This is a genomic window from Flagellimonas sp. 2504JD4-2, from assembly GCF_053642935.1.
The window spans coordinates 900,021-919,930 of the sequence record NZ_JBSIOV010000001.1 but is presented as its reverse complement, the minus strand read 5'-3'; the positions used below and the strand labels follow the sequence as shown (position 1 = coordinate 919,930).

General features: G+C 41.9%; 16 protein-coding genes. 1 reads left to right on the top strand and 15 read right to left on the bottom strand.

The window, feature by feature from the left end:
• From ACULLH_RS04220 to ACULLH_RS04185, 8 genes are read right to left on the bottom strand one after another with little or no spacing between them, the layout of a single operon-like run.
• Positions 1 to 984 carry a TRAP transporter substrate-binding protein gene (locus ACULLH_RS04220; RefSeq protein WP_454087478.1) on the bottom strand — a complete coding sequence of 328 codons (984 nt, stop codon included), beginning with the start codon at positions 982 to 984 and terminating at the stop codon, positions 1 to 3.
• A gap of 3 nt (positions 985 to 987) precedes the next feature.
• Positions 988 to 1,656, bottom strand: a complete 669-nt coding sequence (locus tag ACULLH_RS04215) for a bifunctional 4-hydroxy-2-oxoglutarate aldolase/2-dehydro-3-deoxy-phosphogluconate aldolase (protein ID WP_454087477.1) — start codon at positions 1,654 to 1,656, stop codon at positions 988 to 990.
• A gap of 11 nt (positions 1,657 to 1,667) precedes the next feature.
• Positions 1,668 to 2,708, bottom strand: coding sequence for a PfkB family carbohydrate kinase (locus ACULLH_RS04210; protein WP_454087476.1), 1,041 nt, complete (start codon positions 2,706 to 2,708; stop codon positions 1,668 to 1,670).
• Positions 2,709 to 2,712: 4 nt separating this feature from the next.
• Positions 2,713 to 4,125, bottom strand: a complete 1,413-nt coding sequence (uxaC, locus tag ACULLH_RS04205) for a glucuronate isomerase (protein WP_454087475.1) — start codon at positions 4,123 to 4,125, stop codon at positions 2,713 to 2,715.
• Entirely contained in the window at positions 4,122 to 5,687 is a 1,566-nt protein-coding gene (locus ACULLH_RS04200; RefSeq protein ID WP_454087474.1) for a solute:sodium symporter family transporter, read from the bottom strand. Before ACULLH_RS04200 ends, uxaC begins: the two co-directional genes overlap by 4 nt.
• 26 nt (positions 5,688 to 5,713) lie before the next feature.
• Entirely contained in the window at positions 5,714 to 6,583 is an 870-nt protein-coding gene (locus ACULLH_RS04195; protein WP_454087473.1) for an inositol oxygenase family protein, read from the bottom strand.
• A 21-nt stretch (positions 6,584 to 6,604) separates the two neighbouring features.
• Positions 6,605 to 7,789 (bottom strand): mannonate dehydratase, encoded by a 1,185-nt coding sequence (gene uxuA / locus ACULLH_RS04190; RefSeq protein ID WP_454087951.1) that lies wholly within the window; start codon positions 7,787 to 7,789, stop codon positions 6,605 to 6,607.
• 11 nt (positions 7,790 to 7,800) lie between these two features.
• A complete protein-coding gene (locus ACULLH_RS04185; RefSeq protein ID WP_454087472.1) occupies positions 7,801 to 8,616 on the bottom strand; it encodes an SDR family oxidoreductase in 816 nt (271 codons plus the stop codon).
• A 132-nt stretch (positions 8,617 to 8,748) separates the two neighbouring features.
• On the opposite strand from ACULLH_RS04185, the gene ACULLH_RS04180 reads away from it, so the two are divergent.
• Positions 8,749 to 9,816, top strand: coding sequence for a LacI family DNA-binding transcriptional regulator (locus ACULLH_RS04180; RefSeq protein WP_454087471.1), 1,068 nt, complete (start codon positions 8,749 to 8,751; stop codon positions 9,814 to 9,816).
• Positions 9,817 to 10,010: 194 nt separating this feature from the next.
• Here ACULLH_RS04180 and ACULLH_RS04175 read toward each other — a convergent pair whose 3' ends face one another.
• The 7 genes from ACULLH_RS04175 to ACULLH_RS04145 all read right to left on the bottom strand — a co-directional run bounded on the left by ACULLH_RS04175 (position 10,011) and on the right by ACULLH_RS04145 (position 19,756).
• The gene (locus ACULLH_RS04175; protein WP_454087470.1) at positions 10,011 to 12,056 is read right to left on the bottom strand and encodes a DUF2231 domain-containing protein; all 2,046 of its coding nucleotides are present in this window, start codon (positions 12,054 to 12,056) and stop codon (positions 10,011 to 10,013) included.
• Positions 12,057 to 12,070: 14 nt separating this feature from the next.
• Complete coding sequence (locus tag ACULLH_RS04170) at positions 12,071 to 12,796, bottom strand: chitobiase/beta-hexosaminidase C-terminal domain-containing protein (RefSeq protein WP_454087469.1); 726 nt, start codon at positions 12,794 to 12,796, stop codon at positions 12,071 to 12,073.
• Between the two features lie 113 nt (positions 12,797 to 12,909).
• Complete coding sequence (locus tag ACULLH_RS04165; RefSeq protein WP_454087468.1) at positions 12,910 to 13,947, bottom strand: 6-bladed beta-propeller; 1,038 nt, start codon at positions 13,945 to 13,947, stop codon at positions 12,910 to 12,912.
• Entirely contained in the window at positions 13,944 to 15,434 is a 1,491-nt protein-coding gene (locus tag ACULLH_RS04160; RefSeq protein WP_454087467.1) for a DUF1501 domain-containing protein, read from the bottom strand. Before ACULLH_RS04160 ends, ACULLH_RS04165 begins: the two co-directional genes overlap by 4 nt.
• A 1-nt stretch (position 15,435) precedes the next feature.
• Positions 15,436 to 17,685 carry a PSD1 and planctomycete cytochrome C domain-containing protein gene (locus ACULLH_RS04155; protein WP_454087466.1) on the bottom strand — a complete coding sequence of 750 codons (2,250 nt, stop codon included), beginning with the start codon at positions 17,683 to 17,685 and terminating at the stop codon, positions 15,436 to 15,438.
• 269 nt (positions 17,686 to 17,954) lie between these two features.
• Positions 17,955 to 18,671: a LytR/AlgR family response regulator transcription factor gene (locus ACULLH_RS04150; protein ID WP_454087465.1), complete on the bottom strand. Its 717-nt coding sequence runs from the start codon at positions 18,669 to 18,671 to the stop codon at positions 17,955 to 17,957.
• Positions 18,671 to 19,756 carry a sensor histidine kinase gene (locus ACULLH_RS04145; protein ID WP_454087464.1) on the bottom strand — a complete coding sequence of 362 codons (1,086 nt, stop codon included), beginning with the start codon at positions 19,754 to 19,756 and terminating at the stop codon, positions 18,671 to 18,673. The genes ACULLH_RS04150 and ACULLH_RS04145 overlap by 1 nt, the downstream gene beginning before the upstream one ends.
• Between the last annotated feature and the right edge of the window lie 154 nt (positions 19,757 to 19,910).

Here is a 19,910-nt window from a genome sequence, read left to right as displayed (position 1 = left end):
TCAGTTTACCGCTCTTATTTGTTGTATTAAAGAATAAAGTGCTTCGTCGTTTTGATACTTCTCGTATAACCTGTCCGTTCGTTCAGAAAAAGGAATCTTGTCCGGCCTTATGATTTGAACGCCCGATTTTTGAATTGCCTCTAAGGCTTCGGCCTCGGCCTTGGCCCATAATTCCCTTTGGTAAATGACTGATGCATCTACGGCCTGTTGAAGCCAATTTTGTTCTTCCTCAGTAAGGCTATCCCAAAATTGTGTTCCTACAATCACAACATCCGGTGAAAAGGTATGCTCGTTCAGCGAATAGTATTTACAGATTTCATAGTGTTTGGATAGGTAAAAACTTGGAGGATTGTTCTCGGCCCCATCCACTACACCCTGCTGTAATGACGTATACAATTCTCCCCATGAAATTGGTGTAGGCGAACCTCCAAAACCTCGAACCATTTCCATGGCAGTTACACTTGGCATTACCCGAATCTTTTGTCCTTTTAAATCATCAGGATGCTCAACCACTTTTTCTTTGGTGTAGAAGCTTCGGCTACCAGCATCGTAAAACCCAAGGCCCTTCAGCCAATATTTTTTGCCGTCATTCAGTAATTCCTGACCAATGGGGCCATCGAATACCTTAAAGGAATGTTCCCTATCCCTAAAAAGGTATGGAAGTCCCAAAACCTTGGTCTTTGGGGCAAAGTTTTCAAGAATTCCTGCAGAGACCTTGGTCATATCCAAGCTACCGATTTGCAGCAATTCCATAGTCTGCCGTTCCGTGCCCAATTGTTGGTTGGGATATATCTCCACGGAAAGTTTGCCATCGGAAAGTTGAGCCAAATCCTCCCCCATTTTTACTAAAGCCATGTGAACGGAATGATTCACATCCAGACCATGCGCCAGTTTTATGGTCTTGGACGTTCCAACTTTATTACACCCCCATAGCAGGAAAGTTAAAGCGGCCAGAAAGAGATATTTGGACTTCCTCCTTATCATTTTTTAAGCTCTCAATTTTTTAATTAGGTCCAATGTTTCTGAAACCTTTTCTTGAAGACCTTTATAGTCTTCATTGGCAATAATCTCTTTGGAAATTAATTTTGAACCCATACCCACACAGGTTACTCCAGCATCAAACCAAGCTTTCAAATTATCTTCATCTGTGCTTACCCCTCCTGTGGGCATGATATTCGTCCAAGGTTGCGGAGCTCTTACCGCCTTTACAAACTCAGGTCCATATATTGAACCAGGAAAAAGTTTAACAATCTCGCATCCCCATTCTTCAGCTTGTGCTATCTCCGTTAGCGAACCGCAACCAGGAGACCACAATACCTTTCTTCGATTGCAGACTTTGGCAATATCTTCCCTAAAAACAGGTGTGACCACAAAATTGGCCCCCAATTGCATATATAGGGATGCTGCTCCCGCATCTGTAATGGAACCCACCCCTAAAATCATTTCTGGTAAGTCACTTTGGGCATATTTCACCAGTTCTCCAAATATCTCAAAGGCAAAATCACCGCGTGCCGTGAATTCCATCAATCTTGCCCCTCCATCATAACATGCTTTAAGGACTTTCTTTGCCACGGAAACATCGGAATGATAAAATAGCGGAACCATTCCTGTCTCCTTCATTACCATAGCTACTTCCAATCGTGAATACTGCGCCATTCCTTTCTTGTTTATCTAGAGACCCTTCCCGAGGCATCTCCTCCCATTAATTTTTCAACTTCCTCAACTGTGACCAAGTTCGCATCGCCCTTTATGGTATGTTTTAAGCAGGATGCGGCAACAGCAAAATCCAAAGCGTTTTGATCATCATCTGGATAGGTCAATAACCCATAAATTAATCCTCCCATGAAAGAATCACCTCCACCCACGCGATCCACAATATGGGTGATTTGGTACTGACGGGTATCGTACATTTTCTTGCCATCGTAGAGGACTCCCGCCCATGTATTGTGTGAAGCGGAAATAGAACCTCGCAAAGTTGTGATTACTTTTTTGGCATCGGGAAACTTCTCCATCATCTGTTTACAGACCGATAAAAATGCTTCGGCCTTCACTTCATGTCCCTGGGTGGTGATATCCAAATCTTTTGGTTTGATGCCGAAGTGCATTTCCGCGTCTTCTTCATTGCCCAAGATGATATCGCAATAGGATGTGAGCTCTGTCATTATTTTTTCACGATCCCCTCCATATTTCCATAATTTTTTTCGATAATTCAGGTCGGTGGAAACGGTAATTCCCATTTTTTTTGCTGCCTTTACAGCTTCCAGACAAGCATCTGCCGCTCCTTGGGAGATGGCCGGAGTAATTCCGGTCCAGTGGAACCATTGGGCTCCATCAAATACTTTTTCCCAGTTGATCATTCCTGGTTCTATCTCTGCAATGGCCGAATGTGCACGGTCGTACACCACTTTGCTCCCACGGCTCACCGCTCCGGTTTCCAAAAAGTAGATACCCAATCTATCCCCGCCATAAATGATGTTATCTGTGTTCACCCCTCGTTTGCGCATTTCCATTTTTGCGCATTCTCCCAAATCGTTTTTGGGTAAACGAGTCACAAAATCAACAGGAATCCCATAATTGGCCAAAGAAACGGCCACATTGGATTCTCCTCCTCCATATACAATATCGAATTGGTTGGTCTGCGAGAACCTTAAGAATCCCGGTGGGGACAACCGCAACATAATTTCACCGAAGGTGACTACTTTTTTCATGTGTCTATAAGTTTTTAAAATCGAAATATTCCTTTGCATTAAAGTAACAAATATCTCGTATGATCTTCCCGATCAAATCCATATCATTTGGCAATTCGCCTTGCTTTATTTCTTCTCCAAAAAGATTGCACAACACCCTTCTAAAATATTCATGTCTTGGGAATGACAGAAAACTTCTGGAGTCCGTCAACATCCCCACAAAACAGCTTATTAGTCCAACATTGGACAGCGCATTCAACTGCTTGGTAATTCCATCTTTCTGATCCAAAAACCACCATCCAGAACCATATTGAACCTTCCCTTTAACGGTACCATCATTAAAATTTCCTGTCATGGCCGCGAAGACCTCATTGTCCGCAGGATTGGAATTGTATAAAATGGTCTTGGCCAGTTTGTCCTTGGAATCCAGGGCATCCAAAAAACGGGACAGGTTTCTGGCCTGTGAAAAATCTCCAATGGAATCCCATCCTGTGTCGGGACCCAAGGTCTTCAACATTCTGGTGTTATTGTTTCGTAAGGGTCCTAAATGAAATTGTTGGACCCAACCATTATCGCTGTACATTTCTGAAAGAAATAACAACAGCGCTGTTTCAAATTGTTTGATTTCTTTTTCTTCAAGTTGATGTCCACTTCTCCTTTTAGTGAAAATTTTGGATACCTCAGTTGGCGTCGCCGGTTCGAAAGGTATGTTCTCCAATCCATGATCCGATAACGTACATCCATTGGCAGCAAAATATGCAACTCGTTCTGCCAAAGCTCCGCATAAATCATCATAAGAGCTTATCTCAACACCCGACACCTCTGCCAAAGTATCGATGTATTCATTGTAGTTCTGTGACCCTATCAAAATCGCCTTGTCGGGCCTGAAAGAAGTCCCCATAAACAACCTTGGGTTCTCTTCAGCCATTTTTTGATGGTGCTCCAAAGAATCCGTCGGGTCTTCGGTAGTGCAAACCACCTCTACCTTCATTTTGGAAAGCAGGGACCTGCACGAAAAATCGCTCGACCCCAACTGCTCGCTGGTTGATTTATAAATTGTTTGGGCATTGTTTTCGTTCAACAAATCGAATACATCGAAATAGCGAGCCAGTTCCAAATGTGTCCAATGGTACAATGGATTTCTAATGGTTTGCGGAACTGCCTTTGCCCAAGCCAAGAACTTCTCCTCATCGGAGGCACTTCCGGTAATGTATTCCTCACCAATTCCAACTGTTCTCATGGCGCGCCATTTATAATGATCTCCATGAATCCAAGCTTCCGAGATATTATTAAAAATACGATCGGTTGCTATATCCGCAGGAGAAAGATGGCAGTGGTAATCTATTATGGGTAAATCTTTTGCATAGTTGTGATACAGTTCCTCCGCAAAACTGTTTTGCAATAAAAAATCTTTATGTATAAATGATTTTTGCATCATGACAACAACACGTAAATTAAGATAGTCACAAAAGTTAGGGCCACTCCAAAAGCATTAACAAAGCGCCAAGGTTTCTCATCCCTACCTTTTGTTTCAACATATGCAGCTTCAGGATACATTCGCGACACCAAAAACATGATGATAAAATTCAGCACAAATTCTATTCCCCAGAGGTGGACAAAATGGATATCCACATTCAAAATAAAGGTGGTCAGAATGTAAAATGCAAAGCCAAAGAAAAGGCCCGCCTTAGCTCCAGTTTTGTTGATGTTCTTAAAGAAAATCCCCGCTATAATCACCGACGAAATGGGAATAAAAAAGATTCCATTGAGTTCTTGAAGTAAAAAATACAGGCCATCAGGGGCATAAGCGACCAAAGGCGCAACACCAATGGCCAATACCGCAAGGATGACCGAGGTGATTTTTCCGTAGTGCACCAATCTAGCATCCGATACTTCCTTGTTAATTAGTTTTTTGTAGATATCATAACAAAAAATAGTACTTGCCGAATTGAGCACACTGTTGAAGGTACTCAGTACAGCTCCCAAAACCACCGCTGCAAAAAATCCAAAGAGGTAGGTCGGCAATACCTTTTTGACCAAAAGTGGATAGATCAAATCTGGTGTATCTATATATTGATCTTGAAAATAGTAATACGCAATCAACCCTGGCAACACTATGATCAAGGGTACGAATAGTTTAAGTATGCCGGTATAAATCAGTCCCTTTTGTGCTTCGACCAAATTTTTGGCACCGAACGCTCTTTGTATAATGGCCTGGTTCATTCCCCAGAAATACAATTGGTTAATCATCAAACCTGTAAACAGCACGGAAAACGGCATCACTGAATCTTCACTTCCCACGATATCAAACTTGTCTGGCGCAAAGTCGTACACTGTGCCCAATCCACTAAGAATATTTCCATCACCGATTTGATACAAGGCAATGGCCGGAATCAATAATCCTCCCAACAAAAGTCCTACGCCATTCAAACTATCGGAATATGCCACAGCCTTTAGTCCACCAAAAATGGCGTACATGGAGCCAATAATCCCTATTACAAACACGGTAAAGAGCATAGCTCTTTCCTTTCCAATGCCGAACATTGTGGAAAAGTCAAAAACACTTTCAATGTTAATGGCACCCGAATATAAAACAATGGGCAAAAGTGTTATCACAAAGGACAACATCAACAGGAAGGCAACTATAGAACGTGTAAACCCATCATATCTTTCTTCTAAAAATTGGGGAATGGTGGCCAGTCCCATTTTAATGAACTTGGGAATAAAAAATATGGCCGCAATTACCAAAGCAATGGCCGATGTGACTTCCCAAGCGATCACGATAATCCCATTTTTATAGGAACTGCCGTTCATCCCGATCAAATGCTCGGTAGAGATATTGGTCAGAATCATAGATCCCGCGATAATGGGGCCCGTAAGACTTTTACCGGCCAAGAAGTACCCCTTGGCAGATTTAAAGTTGTCTTTGCGTAATCTGTATGTGGTATAGATGATTACGAAAAGAGTAAATCCAAAAAAGCCTATATAGGTGGCCAGCATTTGGTTGGATGGTTAGGTTAAAGGGATTAAAATTTCAGTTTTTCAGGTAAATACTTGGCCACTAAATCTTCATAATAGGGTCTCAGCGCCTTGGAATCAGGAGGCACCGGTGCCTTGGAGTACAAGTCGTATGGATTGAATTTTTTCACCCATTCGAACATCTTATGGTCATGTTCACTCATGAGATGGTCATATGCATTTTCACGATGTTGTGCATAGAATGAATGGTATCGAATCATGTACAGGGCCGGTTCCGGTAAATAGTCTTTCATGATTTGATAGAGATATTCATCATGACCCCAACTCATTTTGACATTGTCCAGACCGCAATTTTCTTCATAAACTCCATATGTATGATTGTAACGCTCGTCCTTTGAATCCGTGTTGGTTTCAAAATATTCTGGATATACAATTTTATCCGAGAATTTGCATCCCACTGGGAATGTATCGCCAACAACGGCCCACTGAGGTTCTCCAAACAAGCACAATACCTTGCCCACATCGTGAAGGAAACCCGTTAACACAAACCAATCAGGGTGACCATCAGCCCGAATAGCTTCACTGGTCTGCAACAAATGCTGCAATTGGTCCAAGTCAATATCAGGATCGCTATCGTCCACCAAAGTATTCAGAAAGTCTACGGCTTCCCATAACGACATTTCCCTTTTATCGAACTTTAAAAACTCTTTTTCCTTTTCGCAGACAAAATCATAGGTCTGATATTGGTGATTGAGTTTGTAAAATTCCCGAACGGTATCCACCCTATCCGAATTCTGATAATCCCTGAATTCTTCTTTTTCCTTTTTTGGGGCATCTGGATCGGGGTAACGTTTCAACACATCATCTTCCCAATGTTCCAAAGATTCCAAAGGGTTGTTTTTATCAATATTTTGCATGTCCGGTAGTTTTTTGAATTATCATTGATTCACAAGGGATTTTGCAATCCCTATTTCCAATCCTCTAAGCTCTGCCAACCCCCTTAGTCTCCCAATACAGGAATATCCAGGGTTTGTTTCCTTCTTGAGGTCATCTATCATTTGGTGCCCATGGTCTGGTCTCATCGGTATTTCAATATCCTTCCGACCTTCATCAAAGCGTCTTTGCTGCTCCAAAAGCACCAATTTTATCATTTCGTACATATCCGTATCGCCATCCAAATGATCGGCTTCGTAAAAATCTCCCTTTTCCGTGCGTTTAGTATTTCTAAAATGCAGAAAATGAACGCGATACGCAAACTTTTTAAAGATTTCTGACAAATTATTGTCTTCCCTAACCCCCAAGGATCCCGTACAAAAGGTTATCCCATTATGTATGGATGGAATCTTATCAAATATATATTGATAGTCTTCTTCGGTACTCAAAATTCGAGGTAAACCAAGAATCGAAAAAGGTGGGTCGTCCGGATGGGCGCAAAGAAGCACATCAACTTCTTCTGCCACTGGAACAATTTCCGAAAGAAAATGCACCAAATGCTCTTGCAGTTTGGATTTTGAGATTCCCTTATAGGCATCCAAAACGGCCTGAAAACTTTCCAAAGAATACTCCTCCTCCGCACCGGGCAAACCGGCCAGAATGTTTTTGGTCAATTTGGTAATATCCTTTGGAGTCATCAGTTCACATGCGGACTTGGCCTTTACCTGTTCTTCCGGGGAATATTCCTTTTCAGCTCCAGGTCGTTTCAGCACATACAAATCGAATGCGCTGAACGCATTCTTTTCAAAAAGAAGCGCCATTGAGCCATCTTCCAGCTCATAATCCAATGAAGTACGGGTCCAATCCAAAACGGGCATGAAATTGTAGCAGACAATATTGATTCCACAATCTGCCAAATTTCGAATGCTTTGCTTGTAATTTTCGATGTATTGTTGAAAGTTCCCTTTTTGGGTTTTGATATCTTCATGGACCGGCACTGATTCAACAACCGACCATTCCAACCCCTGAACCTCAATGCTATCTTTTCGTTTGTTTATTTCGTCTACGGGCCACACATCCCCATTGGCCATATGATGCAATGCGGTAACAATCCCGGTAGCTCCAGTTTGTTTGATATCTTGCAAAGAAACAGGGTCATTTGGACCGTACCACCTCCAGCTTTGTTTCATCCTCAACTCCATCATACGCCACTAAAAATATTAAACCCTCCATCCACTGGAATTACCGCTCCCGTCATAAATTTTGATGCATCACTACACAGAAAATGTAATGCACCGTTGAGCTCATCGGGTTCACCAAACCTGCCCATAGGCGTATTTCTAATGATATCTGCACCCCGCTCTGTAAACGAACCATCTTCATTCAGGAGTAAGTTTCGATTTTGGTTTCCAATGAAAAAACCGGGAGCAAGGGCATTGACCCTTATTTTATCGCTGAACTTCGTTGCCATTTCAACAGCCATCCATTTAGTAAAATTTTCCATAGCCGCTTTGGAAGCGGAATAACCGGCGACCCTAGTAAGCACTCTCGGTACCGCCATGGACGAATAATTAATGATGGTTCCGGACCCTTGGTCAGCCATCACCTTACCAAATACCAAGGAAGGAATCACCGTGCCGTTTAAATTCAATTGGGTCACCTTATCGAAATCTTCCAGCTCCAAATCAAAAATGGATTGTTCCGGACCAATAGTTGCACCAGGCATGTTTCCTCCAGCGACATTGAGAAGAATATCAACCCGTCCAAACTTTTCCAAAACAACATCCCGGACTTCTTCCATAGAAGTTTTGGACAAAACATTCCCTTCCAACAACAATATTTCACCGCCATTATCATGAATTGTTTTCTCCAAATCCGCACCGTTCTGCCTGTTTGTTGTCAATACGGCCAACTTAACCCCGGCTCCTCCCAAACTCACAGCTGCGGAACTACCTAAAACGCCAGTACCTCCGGTTATCACGGCAACCTTATTTGTTAAGTCGAAAATTGATTTCACAAGCTTGTTTTTTTATGCATTTAGAGCAATTCCGTGTGCGCACACGATAAAAATATAAATTCATCCCACATAATACAAATTCACAAGGCAAAAAATTATTGAAGGTTGTATATTAACGGCTTTATTTGACCTATGATCACCATTAAGGAAATAGCCAAGCTTGCCAATGTATCGCCGGGAACAGTTGACCGGGTCATACATAATAGAAAGGGTGTTTCCGAAAAAACGGCGCAACGGATACGGGAAATTATGAAGGAACATAATTTCAAGGTCAACCGCATTGCCCAATCCTTGGCAAGGAAAAAGAAATATACCATAGCCGTTCTGTTACCCGATCATGATGAAGAAAATCAATTTTGGAAGTCTCCCTTGGAGGGTATTCAAAAAGCCAAAGAGGAGGTGATGAGTTTTGGAGTGGATGTCAAAACCTTCGCTTTTGACCAAAAAAACCCCAAATCCTATATAGATTCTTTTGATTCACTCTTAAAAGCCAATCCTCAAGGTGTTGTTTTGGTCCCAACTTTTAAAAAGGAGACCAAGAAGCTTACCAGCTTATTGCTGGAAAAGGAAATTCCGTTTATCTTTCTGAATATCGCCTTGACTGGGCATGAAAACCTCTGTTTTGTCGGACAGGATTCCTTTAAAAGCGGTTTTCTGGCGGCCAAGCTCATGCAGCTTTGTCTTAACCAGAATGACCATATCCTTACCATCCACTCAAGACCTGATCTTTCCAACGTCAACAATATATCACAGCGGATTGAAGGTTTTGACCATTACTTCGCGGAACAACAGCTCAACAATGTCAACCATAAAATTGAAGTGGAGGATTTTTGGGATGCCAAAAGGTTCCCGGACAAAATTGCTTCGTTACTGCAGGAAAATCCAAAAATCACAGGAATTTTTGTACCCAATAGTAGAGCCCATATTATAGCAAAGCATATTGAAAACTTCAGGGGTCAAATCCCATATTTGATCGGATTTGATATTACGGAACATAATTCAAAGGCACTTGTAGACGGTAAAATCACTTTTTTGATATCACAAAAACCATTTCAACAAGGATATCGGTCTGTGAGCAGTCTTTCGAAGTACTTACTTTACAAAACACCACCTCAAGCCAAGATTTTATCTCCCATTGAAATTATTACCAAAGAAAATTTACCGAACGGACAGCAAAAGGAGCATGCCATATTTCCATAAGGGTTTGGCCTCTTATGTGTTTGAAATGTATCTATCTTGAAAAACCGTCAGTTCGAGTTTTCCTGTCAGATTGAACGCAGTCGAAATCAAAGGAAAAGTCCCTCTGGTTTTGCTACAAAAATTCGGATTCTCGATACAATTTTTCAGGATCGAATCCAGAAAAATCACTCGAATTGACGAATTTGAATCAAGATCTAGTTAAAAACCAACTCGTCCAAAAAGATAAAGCTGTTTCCGCCCGGAACTGCGTGCCAATCCGGATTCTTCAAGGGGCTTTCTACCAGAAGTCGTACCTTTTTCAAAGCTACCGGGTCAAAATCTATACTGTAGGCCTTTCGCTCAATAATTACAGATGGTTTCTGAACTCCAATTTTTACCGTTTTAAGTTTACTAAACGTATTCCCATCGGTGGATCCCCAAACAGTATAGCCCACGGGAAAGAATATCCAATTGTTGGGTATCGAAAGGCTGCCCACGGAAACGTTGGAGACAACGGTCGGTTCTTTGAACTCGATTGTGGCCGTCATATGTTGCGCTTCAAAGCCTACCCAATTTCCATCCACAAAATTTGTTGTCCCCCTCCTTAAGTCCATCAAGGTCTTGCCTCCTTTGGCCGCATATTTAGGGTGTGGTGCGCGCGCCAAGGACACACCGCTTATTTCCGCTTTGCTCTTTAGGAAATTAGCGTGACTTGGTTCACTGGGCTCCCAATCATTTAAGGTGGCATATGCCTTTAAAGTAGTTGTTTCTTTAACATAAAATGGCCCAGTATATTTCTTTGGAAGGGTATCATTTTTGGCATTTTCGGTAACATAATACACTTTAGCTCCCTCAAAAAACTGTTCAATCGATACCTCTACCGAATCTTTAAATATTTCGTTGTTAGCCACTATTGTGGGAGGTGAAAGGGAACTTGCGGCAAATACACTATCTGCAATCTGCCCCTGAACCCTTACCTGATTGCTTTGGTCCTTGAAAGCCAAAATCCCTTCATCCGACATTTTGGTCCTCCAAATAAAGAGTGTTTTCAGATTTGGAAATTTTGCCAAAGCCTGCAAAGCAGCATCATCGAGTTCCGTTCCATACAGGTTGATCGATTCCAAATAATCAAATTTCGCCAGCTGCTTTATTGTTTCGTTGCTAACATCGGTATGCTGCAACTGAAGATTGGTCAGGTTTTTAAAGGGCTTTAAAAGCTTAACCAATTCATCGTTGAAATTCGTATACCCCAAGTTCATGCCCACAATGTTCTTTTTATGTTCTTTTAAAAGATCAAAGTCGGCCTCAGAAACATCTTTGCGTTTCATGAAATTCACCGATATGAGGGGCATATCTTCAGAAATACGTCGCGCTGAAATCTTGTTTTGGGCAAGAATGGAAATAAATTCCAACGGAACCTCATCCACTTTTTCAGCGATCAAAGCCCTTGTGGAGGTATCCTTTTCCAAAGAGGCCAAAATGGCATCCAGTTTTGGACTCCGGGGCAAATCTTTCGTAACACAAGCAAAACAATTCTGGTTTTGCACCCACCATTCCATCAATTGCATTTCTTCTGAAGTCAACTGCACCTTTCCTTTTGGTGGCATATGGTCCTCGTCTTCCAACGGGAGTTTAAGGTGATACATAAAACGAGAGGTTTGCTCCACTTCCAAAGAATCAAATAACGATCCGGATTCCCCTCCAGCCAGCAACTCCTTTTGGGAGGTTAGCAATAATTCTCCCTTGGACTTCCCTTGATTATGGCAACTAACACATTTTCGCTGCAGTACGGGTTGGACGATATCAGCAAAAACCATGGCTTTGTTCACATCCACAATCACGGGGTCTTCATACTCCTCTTGAAACAAAAAATCTTCTCCGTGGGTAAGGCTACCTCCATAATGCCCTGTTAATGTCAAAAGCACCAACACTACAATAAAAGCAGGAAAATAAGCCCTTTGAGCTATACTTTTGGTTGACCTCTTTAGAAAAAAGAGCAGCAAGCTTCCAACTGCAAAAGCCACGGCTATCCACTTGTGATTGGACAACAAGGTTTCATCGTATCCTCCCCCATCACCTAAAAACCACCCGGAAACTACTGAAAATATTGAACTGAGGGCACCGATGCCTAAAGCAAACAAAACTGTTCCGTTATCCTTTGGTGCCGGCCTATTTTTGTAATACAGCTCCATAAGAAAGGCCAGAATCAAAATACCAATAGGTAAATGGACAAATAAGGGATGTAAATTGCCTAATTGCATGCTTCGTTTTTCGGTTATTCAATCAAAATTTCATCCACAAATGTCCAGGGCATGGTTCCTTTGCCAGGATGCCAATCCGGGATTCCTTGTAATGCATGGATGATTATGGTTATTTGGTCATATTCTCCTTTTTCCACCGGGATTTCGGTGAAACCCATTTTCTTGCTATCACCATTTTCCGAGGGTTTAAGTTTCAATTTCCCAATAGACTTATCGGCTGCTTTGATCTCGATTGCTTCAGGAAGAAAAATCCATGACCCATGATCTTGTAAGAGTCCGATCAGTACTTTTTCAATGGATGTTGTCTCTGCAAATTCAAGATTTACCACCGTTTCAGTGGTTTGAAACCCTAACCATCGATTCCCACTTCTAAAATTGAACTCGCCTTTCCTGCCATCAATGAGCGTATTGGGTCCCATTGCCTTATAGCTTTCATGCGGTTCTGGCTGAACGGATATTGTTGACCCAGAAATGTCTTTTGCCATTTTGATTATGGTTCTATCCACCACGTCGCTTGCATTAAAATCCGGATGAAAGGCCTTAACTTTTAAATGCGTAGTTGCGGAGACCATTATTGGCTCAGTATAGCTGGGTGAATCTGGGACAACCTCACTACCGTCCAAGGTATATCTTATATCATCTTCATCACTTCCACTGGATAATTTAATATGGGCACTTTCAATAAATAGCAAGGAATCCACCTCAATATTCGCCGGCGCCAGTTGTACGGCCTCAGTCATTAAAAATTCTACCTTTTTTGATTGACAGGAACTCGTCAAGACCAACAAGGAGCCTATCAAAACAAGACTGCGGACGTGTAGTCCCCATACATTCAATCTAACCCGTTTTTTGATCATACCCGATATAATTTTATGGGATAGGTGTTATAGGAATTCCATTGGGCCACATAGATATTATCGTCCTCATCAATGCATACATCATGAGGGTGTCTGAATATTTTTAACGCTTGGTGCATGTGGTTTAGATTCCCGTCCTGATAGGTAGGTGTGCTTCCTCCTGGAGCAGATATCAGTTTGTTGTTTTCATCGAGGATGGAGATGAAACCGGTTCCCTCAGAACCATCTCCCGACCATATGGTGGCCAAATACACCTGTTTGTTATGGATTACAGGCCTACAGATATAGGCCCCGGGCAAATCAATGGTTTCTAAATATTTTCCGGCCATCGAAAAACGTTTTAGCTTGTTTTGTTGCCGTGCTGTAATCAGCAAGGTTGGATTATTGATGTCCCTATCGTCTATGCAGATACCATGGGCGTTGTTAAACAGATGTTCTTCACCACCTGGTCCTCCAAATACATTTTTGACATTGCCCTTGGCATCGTAGTGAGTAATATACTGAGCACCGTATCCATCAGCCACATAGATATCGCCATTATCCGCAATGGCGGTTTCCGTAGGGATGTATTCCTCTTTCTTTTGATATTTTCCAGTTTCCTGTGGAAATGGAAAGACCTGCATCACCTTGCCGTCAATAGTGGTTTTTATGACCTCATGTCGATTGTTATCACAGATATACAAAAACTCTGTCCCATTTTCGTCATGCAGTGTGAGTCCGTGGGCTCCAGGGTAATCTGTTCCCCACGAATCCAAAAGTTTTCCGGACTTATCGTAAATAAGGACATTATTTTGAGTATGGTTGGTCAATAATATGATTCGTCCTTTTGCATCCTGCACCATTTCATGGCAATCTTGCACCGGAAATCGTTCACTGTTCAGTTTTCCCCAGTTCAGGTCAACTTTGTACTTATAATCCCCGTGTCCAATTACCGCATCTTTTAGAAATGCGGAAGAAAAAGACATGGGTCCCAATGAAGCCAGTCCAACTCCTGCCAAGCTACTTTTTTCAATAAATTTTCTGCGCTTCATCATGCCAAAATATCTTTCACTATATGCCCTTCCACATCAGTCAGTCTGAATCTTCTTCCCTGATATTTGTACGTAAGCCGTTCATGGTCTATTCCCAACAAGTGTAATAAGGTGGCTTGAAAATCATGAACGTGAACTGGATTTTCAGTAATGTTGTATCCAAAATCATCGGTCTCACCATAGACGATTCCGGGTTTTATGCCTCCACCGGCCATCCACATGGAAAAACATCTCGGGTGATGATCTCTTCCGTAGCTTTCATCTGTCAATACTCCTTGTGAGTAGTTGGTTCTGCCAAATTCTCCTCCCCAAATCACCAAGGTATCTTCCAACATACCCCGTTGTTTCAGGTCGGCCACCAATGCTGCGGATGCCTGATCGGTATCTTTTGCCTGTTTTTCGATGGCTCCTGGTAAATTATCGTGCTGATCCCATCCCATATGATAGAGCTGGATAAACCGCACGTCCTGTTCTGCCAATCTTCTTGCCAAAAGGCAATTCGCTGCATAGGTTCCAGGAATTTTGGCTTCGGCACCGTACATTTTATAAATGTAATCGGGTTCATTTTCGGTATTCATCACCTCGGGAACAGAAGTCTGCATGCGATAGGCCATTTCATATTGGGCTATTCTACTTTGAATCTCCTCATCCCCAAATTCGTTGTACTGTTTTTCGTTTAGTTCAGCAAGGTTATCAAGGATACTTCTCTTTGTTTCTTTGGAAATACCCTGGGGATCGTTCAAATACAGCACAGGGTCTTTTGCTGATCTAAATTGTACCCCTTGGTGGAGCGAGTGCAAGAAGCCATTCCCCCAAAGACGGGTGTACAATGGCTGCCCGTTAGGTCTACCTGTCCCCCTTGACAGTAAAACAGTAAAGGAGGGAAGGTTTTCGTTTTCGCTGCCCAATCCGTAACTAAGCCAAGACCCTATACTTGGACGACCAGGTTGTTGTGATCCTGTTTGAAAAAAGGTAATCGCGGGATCATGATTAATGGCTTCCGTGAACATTGACTTTACAATGCAGATATCATCCACCATTTTTGCCGTGTATGGCAACAAATCGCTTATCCATGTTCCATTCTTTCCATATTGTTTGAATCCAAAATTGGATCCCACCAACGGAAATCTATCCTGTCCGGACGTCATCCCCGTCAATCGCTGTCCATTTCGTATAGATTCAGGAAGGTCTTCCCCTCGCCTTTCGTTCAATAGAGGTTTGTAATCGAACAATTCGAGTTGTGAAGGTCCCCCACTCTGAAAAAGGTATATGACCCGTTTTATTTTTGCGGAGTGATGTGGAGAATGTAAGATTCCCTTAATTCCCATGGAGTTATCCGCTTTTACAAGCAACTCCCCTTCTTTTTGATAAAAATTGCACCCCAGTAATGTTCCCAATGCGGCTCCTCCGATTCCTAGGGCGGATTTCCCCAAAAATGCACGCCTATTCATGTTAAGGGCATTGTCGGCCAATATTTTCTTTTCTCCCATGTTATCCTCTTGATATGGTTTCGTCCAAATTTAAAATGGTATGTGCAGTCAAAGCCAAAGCCGCCAATTGATCGGCTGGAACATTTTCGGAATTTCCAAACTCCCCAATGGAAAGGTATTCCTCAGGAATCACTTCTCCGGTTTTAATTCTTTCAAGGGAGGCTTGGTATAGATTGTTTAAAATTGTCAGTTCTTCTTCTTTCGGTTTTCTCGAGGTAGCACTCTGGAATATAAAGCTGATCTGATCGCTCAAATCCGGACTAGTGGCGCTTAACGTTTTTATGGCCAATGCTCTTGCTGCCTCAATCAACTGTGGGTCGTTCAAGAGTATCAAGGCTTGAAGCGGTGTATTGGTCTCTTGTCGTTTTACCGTGCACAAATCCCTAGATGAAGCATCAAATGTCATCATACTTGGCGGGGGAACGGTTCTTTTCCAGAAAGTATAAAGGCTCTTTCGGTACAGGTCTTTTCCTGAGCTTTGCACATAGGTTGCCGTACTTCCGCCGCCACCACCTGTGGTTTCTTCCCAAATGCCTTCGGGCTGATAAGGTTTTACACTTGGCCCACCTATTTCGTCATTTAAAAGTCCACTTATTTTTAGTGCTTGATCACGAATCATTTCAGCGCTTAATCTAAGACGTGGAGCTCTGGCCAAATAAGTGTTCTCAGGGTCTTTCTCGTTCATTTCCTTGGAAATTTCGGTGCTTTGCTGATAGGTAGCGGACAAAGCCATGTATTTCATCATCTGCTTTATGTCCCAACCTTCTGTTCGAAATTTTATGGCCAAGTAATCCAATAATTCAGGATGCGAAGGCAATGCACCTTGATTACCAAAATCATAAGAACTTTCTACCAGACCTTTTCCAAACATGCGCTGCCAGATGCGGTTAATGGCTACCCTGGCTGTCAACGGGTTATCTTCATGGAAAAGCCATCTTGAAAGCCCCAATCTGTTCCGTGGAAGTTCCTCCGGAAAGGGCATGATGTCCTCGGGGGTTGCCGGAAACACCTGATCTGTTGGTTGATCATATACCCCTCTGTTCAAAACAAAAGTCTCTCTCGGAGTGGACATATCCTCCATGACCATAACCTCAACTTTGGAGCTTGAAACATTGGTCATATTTACAAAATCCAAAACGCCTTCGGCATCTTTTTTAGTGATTGCCATGTATGGTTTGGGAATGACCTGTGCTCCGTTCATCAGGCCGTCTTCGTCCAGATTATTGAAGAACCCGAACAATTGGAAATGGTCTTTTTGGCTGACCGGATCATACTTATGGTCATGGCATCGGGCACATTCCAAAGTCATCCCTAAAAATGCCGTTCCAAAAGTATTGGTGCGATCCTCTACGTATTCAATACGATATTCTTCCGGAATGACACCCCCTTCGGCGGTTATTTTGTGATTGCGATTAAACCCAGTTGCCAATATGGATTCTTTGGTGGCATTAGGGAGCATGTCACCGGCAAGTTGGTACGTAACAAACTCATCATAGGACATGTTCTTGTCAAATGCATGAATGACCCAATCGCGCCAAGGCCACATAATGCGCTCAAAATCATCTTGATACCCATGGGTGTCGGCATAGCGCGCTACTTCCATCCAATCTGCCGCCATATTCTCAGCGTATGCTTTTGTGTTCAGCAGGGAGTCGATAATTTTTTCGTATGCCCCTTCCGAATTGTCATTTACAAAAGAATTTGCTTGTCCAACGGTTGGAGGCAGGCCAGTGATGCTAAAAAAGGCACGTCGAATCAAATATTCTTTACCTGCTTTTTTAGAGGGTGAAAACCCTTTGAGGTTTAACTTCTCAAGAACGAATTTGTCGATTTCATTTTGGCTCCAATTATCCTCATCAATCTCTGGTACCTGGGATTCTTCTGGCGGTACAAACGCCCAATGTCTTTTATATACAGCACCTTGGGCCACCCATTTTTTCAATAATTCTTTTTCATAGTTCGACAAAGTAAGATTCGACTCGGGCGGAGGCATCATTAGGTTGGGGTCTTCTTCAAAAATGCGCTTTATCAATTCGCTTTTCTCAAGATCTCCAGGAACAATGGCATATCTATCTTTATTTTCACCTATGGCCGCATAAGCATCTTCAGCCTTATTCAACGAAAGACCCGCCTCTATTGCATTTTTATCCGGTCCATGACAGGTGAAGCATCGGTCGGAAAGAATAGGTTTAATGTGGAATGAAAAGTCAACACTGTCGGGAAGCTGACCAACGGAACCGGTCTCGGACATGGACACGTATTTTTCCTTCCCATCCTTGCAACCAACTAAAGCTGCGACAAGAGAGGTCAAAAAAATAACATAAACTATTTTTTTTCTTGATAAGAGAATGGTAAACATGTCAAGAGATATTAAGCTTAATTCGTCCTTTAAACTAGCTCGATAATCCTTTACAAGTTAAAATTTTTCGACCAATAACTGGGCAGCAAAGACTAATGAAAGAATTGATAACTATATAGTTATACACTTACCCAATGTGTGGAAATAACCATGAATCAATATTAGCTGGAGCTGTCATTCAAAATTCGGCTTTTAGCCTCATTTAAATAACTTCTTCCGATGACATATCTAATGCCGTCTATTTCCAAACTATTCCCCTCTATGGCCTCCACCTTGTCAATGGCTATGGTATACGACCTGTGTATTCTAATAAATTTATCCGAAGGCAACTCATCGGTGAAGCTTCCCAAGGTTCTATGAATGATATATTTTGCCGAAGTGGTTTTGATTCGGATGTAGTCCTTAAGACTTTCCACAACTACAATTTCATCGATAAAAATCTTTTGCAGCTTCTTTTTGTCCACCTTAACAAAAATGCTGGGCTTTTCATTGGACGACCCCCCACCAGATTTGGCCGATGTCTGTTTTAACCCAATGATACGGTTCACCGCTTTTAAGAAACGTGGAAAAGGAATTGGTTTAACCAAATAATCTATCGCCTCAAGCTCAAAACTTTTTAAGGCATATTCCTCATGCGCTGTTGTAATAACAACCATCGGCACTGTCTGCAACGATTTTAAAAAATCCATTCCATCCAAGATGGGCATATTGATATCCAAAAAAATGATATCTACCTCATTTTCCTGCAGGAATGATGTCGCATCAATTGCATTTGAAAAGGTCTGGACCAGATGAAGTTGTTTTACCTGTTCCACATAGTTTTTTAGCACATTTATGGCTAAAGGTTCGTCATCTACTATAATTACCCGTAACTCCATCACACTTTAAGTTTTAAATCAACATGGAACATTTTATCTTTTTCAAAGATAGAAAGTTCATAATCCTCTGGGTCATATCCCAACTCCAGTCTTTTTTTTACGTTTGATAGCCCTATCCCCCCACTGCTGGTTTTCGCTTTGCTTTTGCTGTCTTTCTTGGGAATTGTATTGGACACTTTGAAATTCAACAGATCGTCCGTTACATCCACATCTACGGAGATATGCATATCTCCAATATTTTTACTTGCTCCGTGTTTAAAGCAATTTTCAATCAAAGGAACAAGCAACATGGGAGCTATGACCTTATTGTCCATGTCCCCTGAGATTCCAACGTCTATTTGCAGCGTATCGTTAAATCGGATACGTTCCAAATCAATATAATTCTGAATGCAATCGATCTCACTTCTCAAGTCCTGTTTTCGTTTTCTTGTGGCGTATAGCAAATAACGCATCATCTCCGAAAGTTTAAGAATTACCTCGGGTGCCTTGCCAGATTTCTCCAATGTCAGGGAATAAATATTGTTCAAGGTGTTGAAGAAAAAATGGGGAGACACTTGGGATCTTAAAAACTTCAATTCCGTCAACAACTGTCTTTTTTCCAGGTCATGTAGCTTACTATTTTCCCTAAGCCAATCCACTGTGACCTTAATGGCGGTGGCAAATGCCACCACATAAAGTTCCCCTATCATCGTGGTTATAGCATAATTAAAAGTTATGCTATCCGTTATCCCGGAGCCCTCAGGCATTACGTTCGTGCTCACCAAATAATACGTAAGGTTAAACTTCACCAAAAGCATTACGAAAAGTGAGATCACCACCAAAGCCGCGTAGGTCACATACTTTCGGGTATATACAAATTTGGGCATTAAAAAATAGATGTTGAAATAGGACAATGCTATGTGAATCGGAAAACCAATAAGATTGGTTTTCACTGATAGTGTAAAATCGTTGTGGACAGCTCCCCATCGTAAGATATTGATGAGAAAATAGATAAGCCAAAAAATAATATGATGCTTATAAGTAATGCGATATTGTCTGGGGGTTTCGGCGTTTAAAAGCCCTTCCAGCTTGTCATTTATGTACATAAATTTCTAGGTGTTTTTTTGTACGGTTTTTCTGTTGTTTAGCTTTTAGGGCTGGTTATTGGTCTAATTTTATTCCTCTGCAGGCTAAAATTATAAATATTTAGGAATACAATAGCGTAACCTATAGTAACCGAAGAACCTGTTCCTTTCTTTT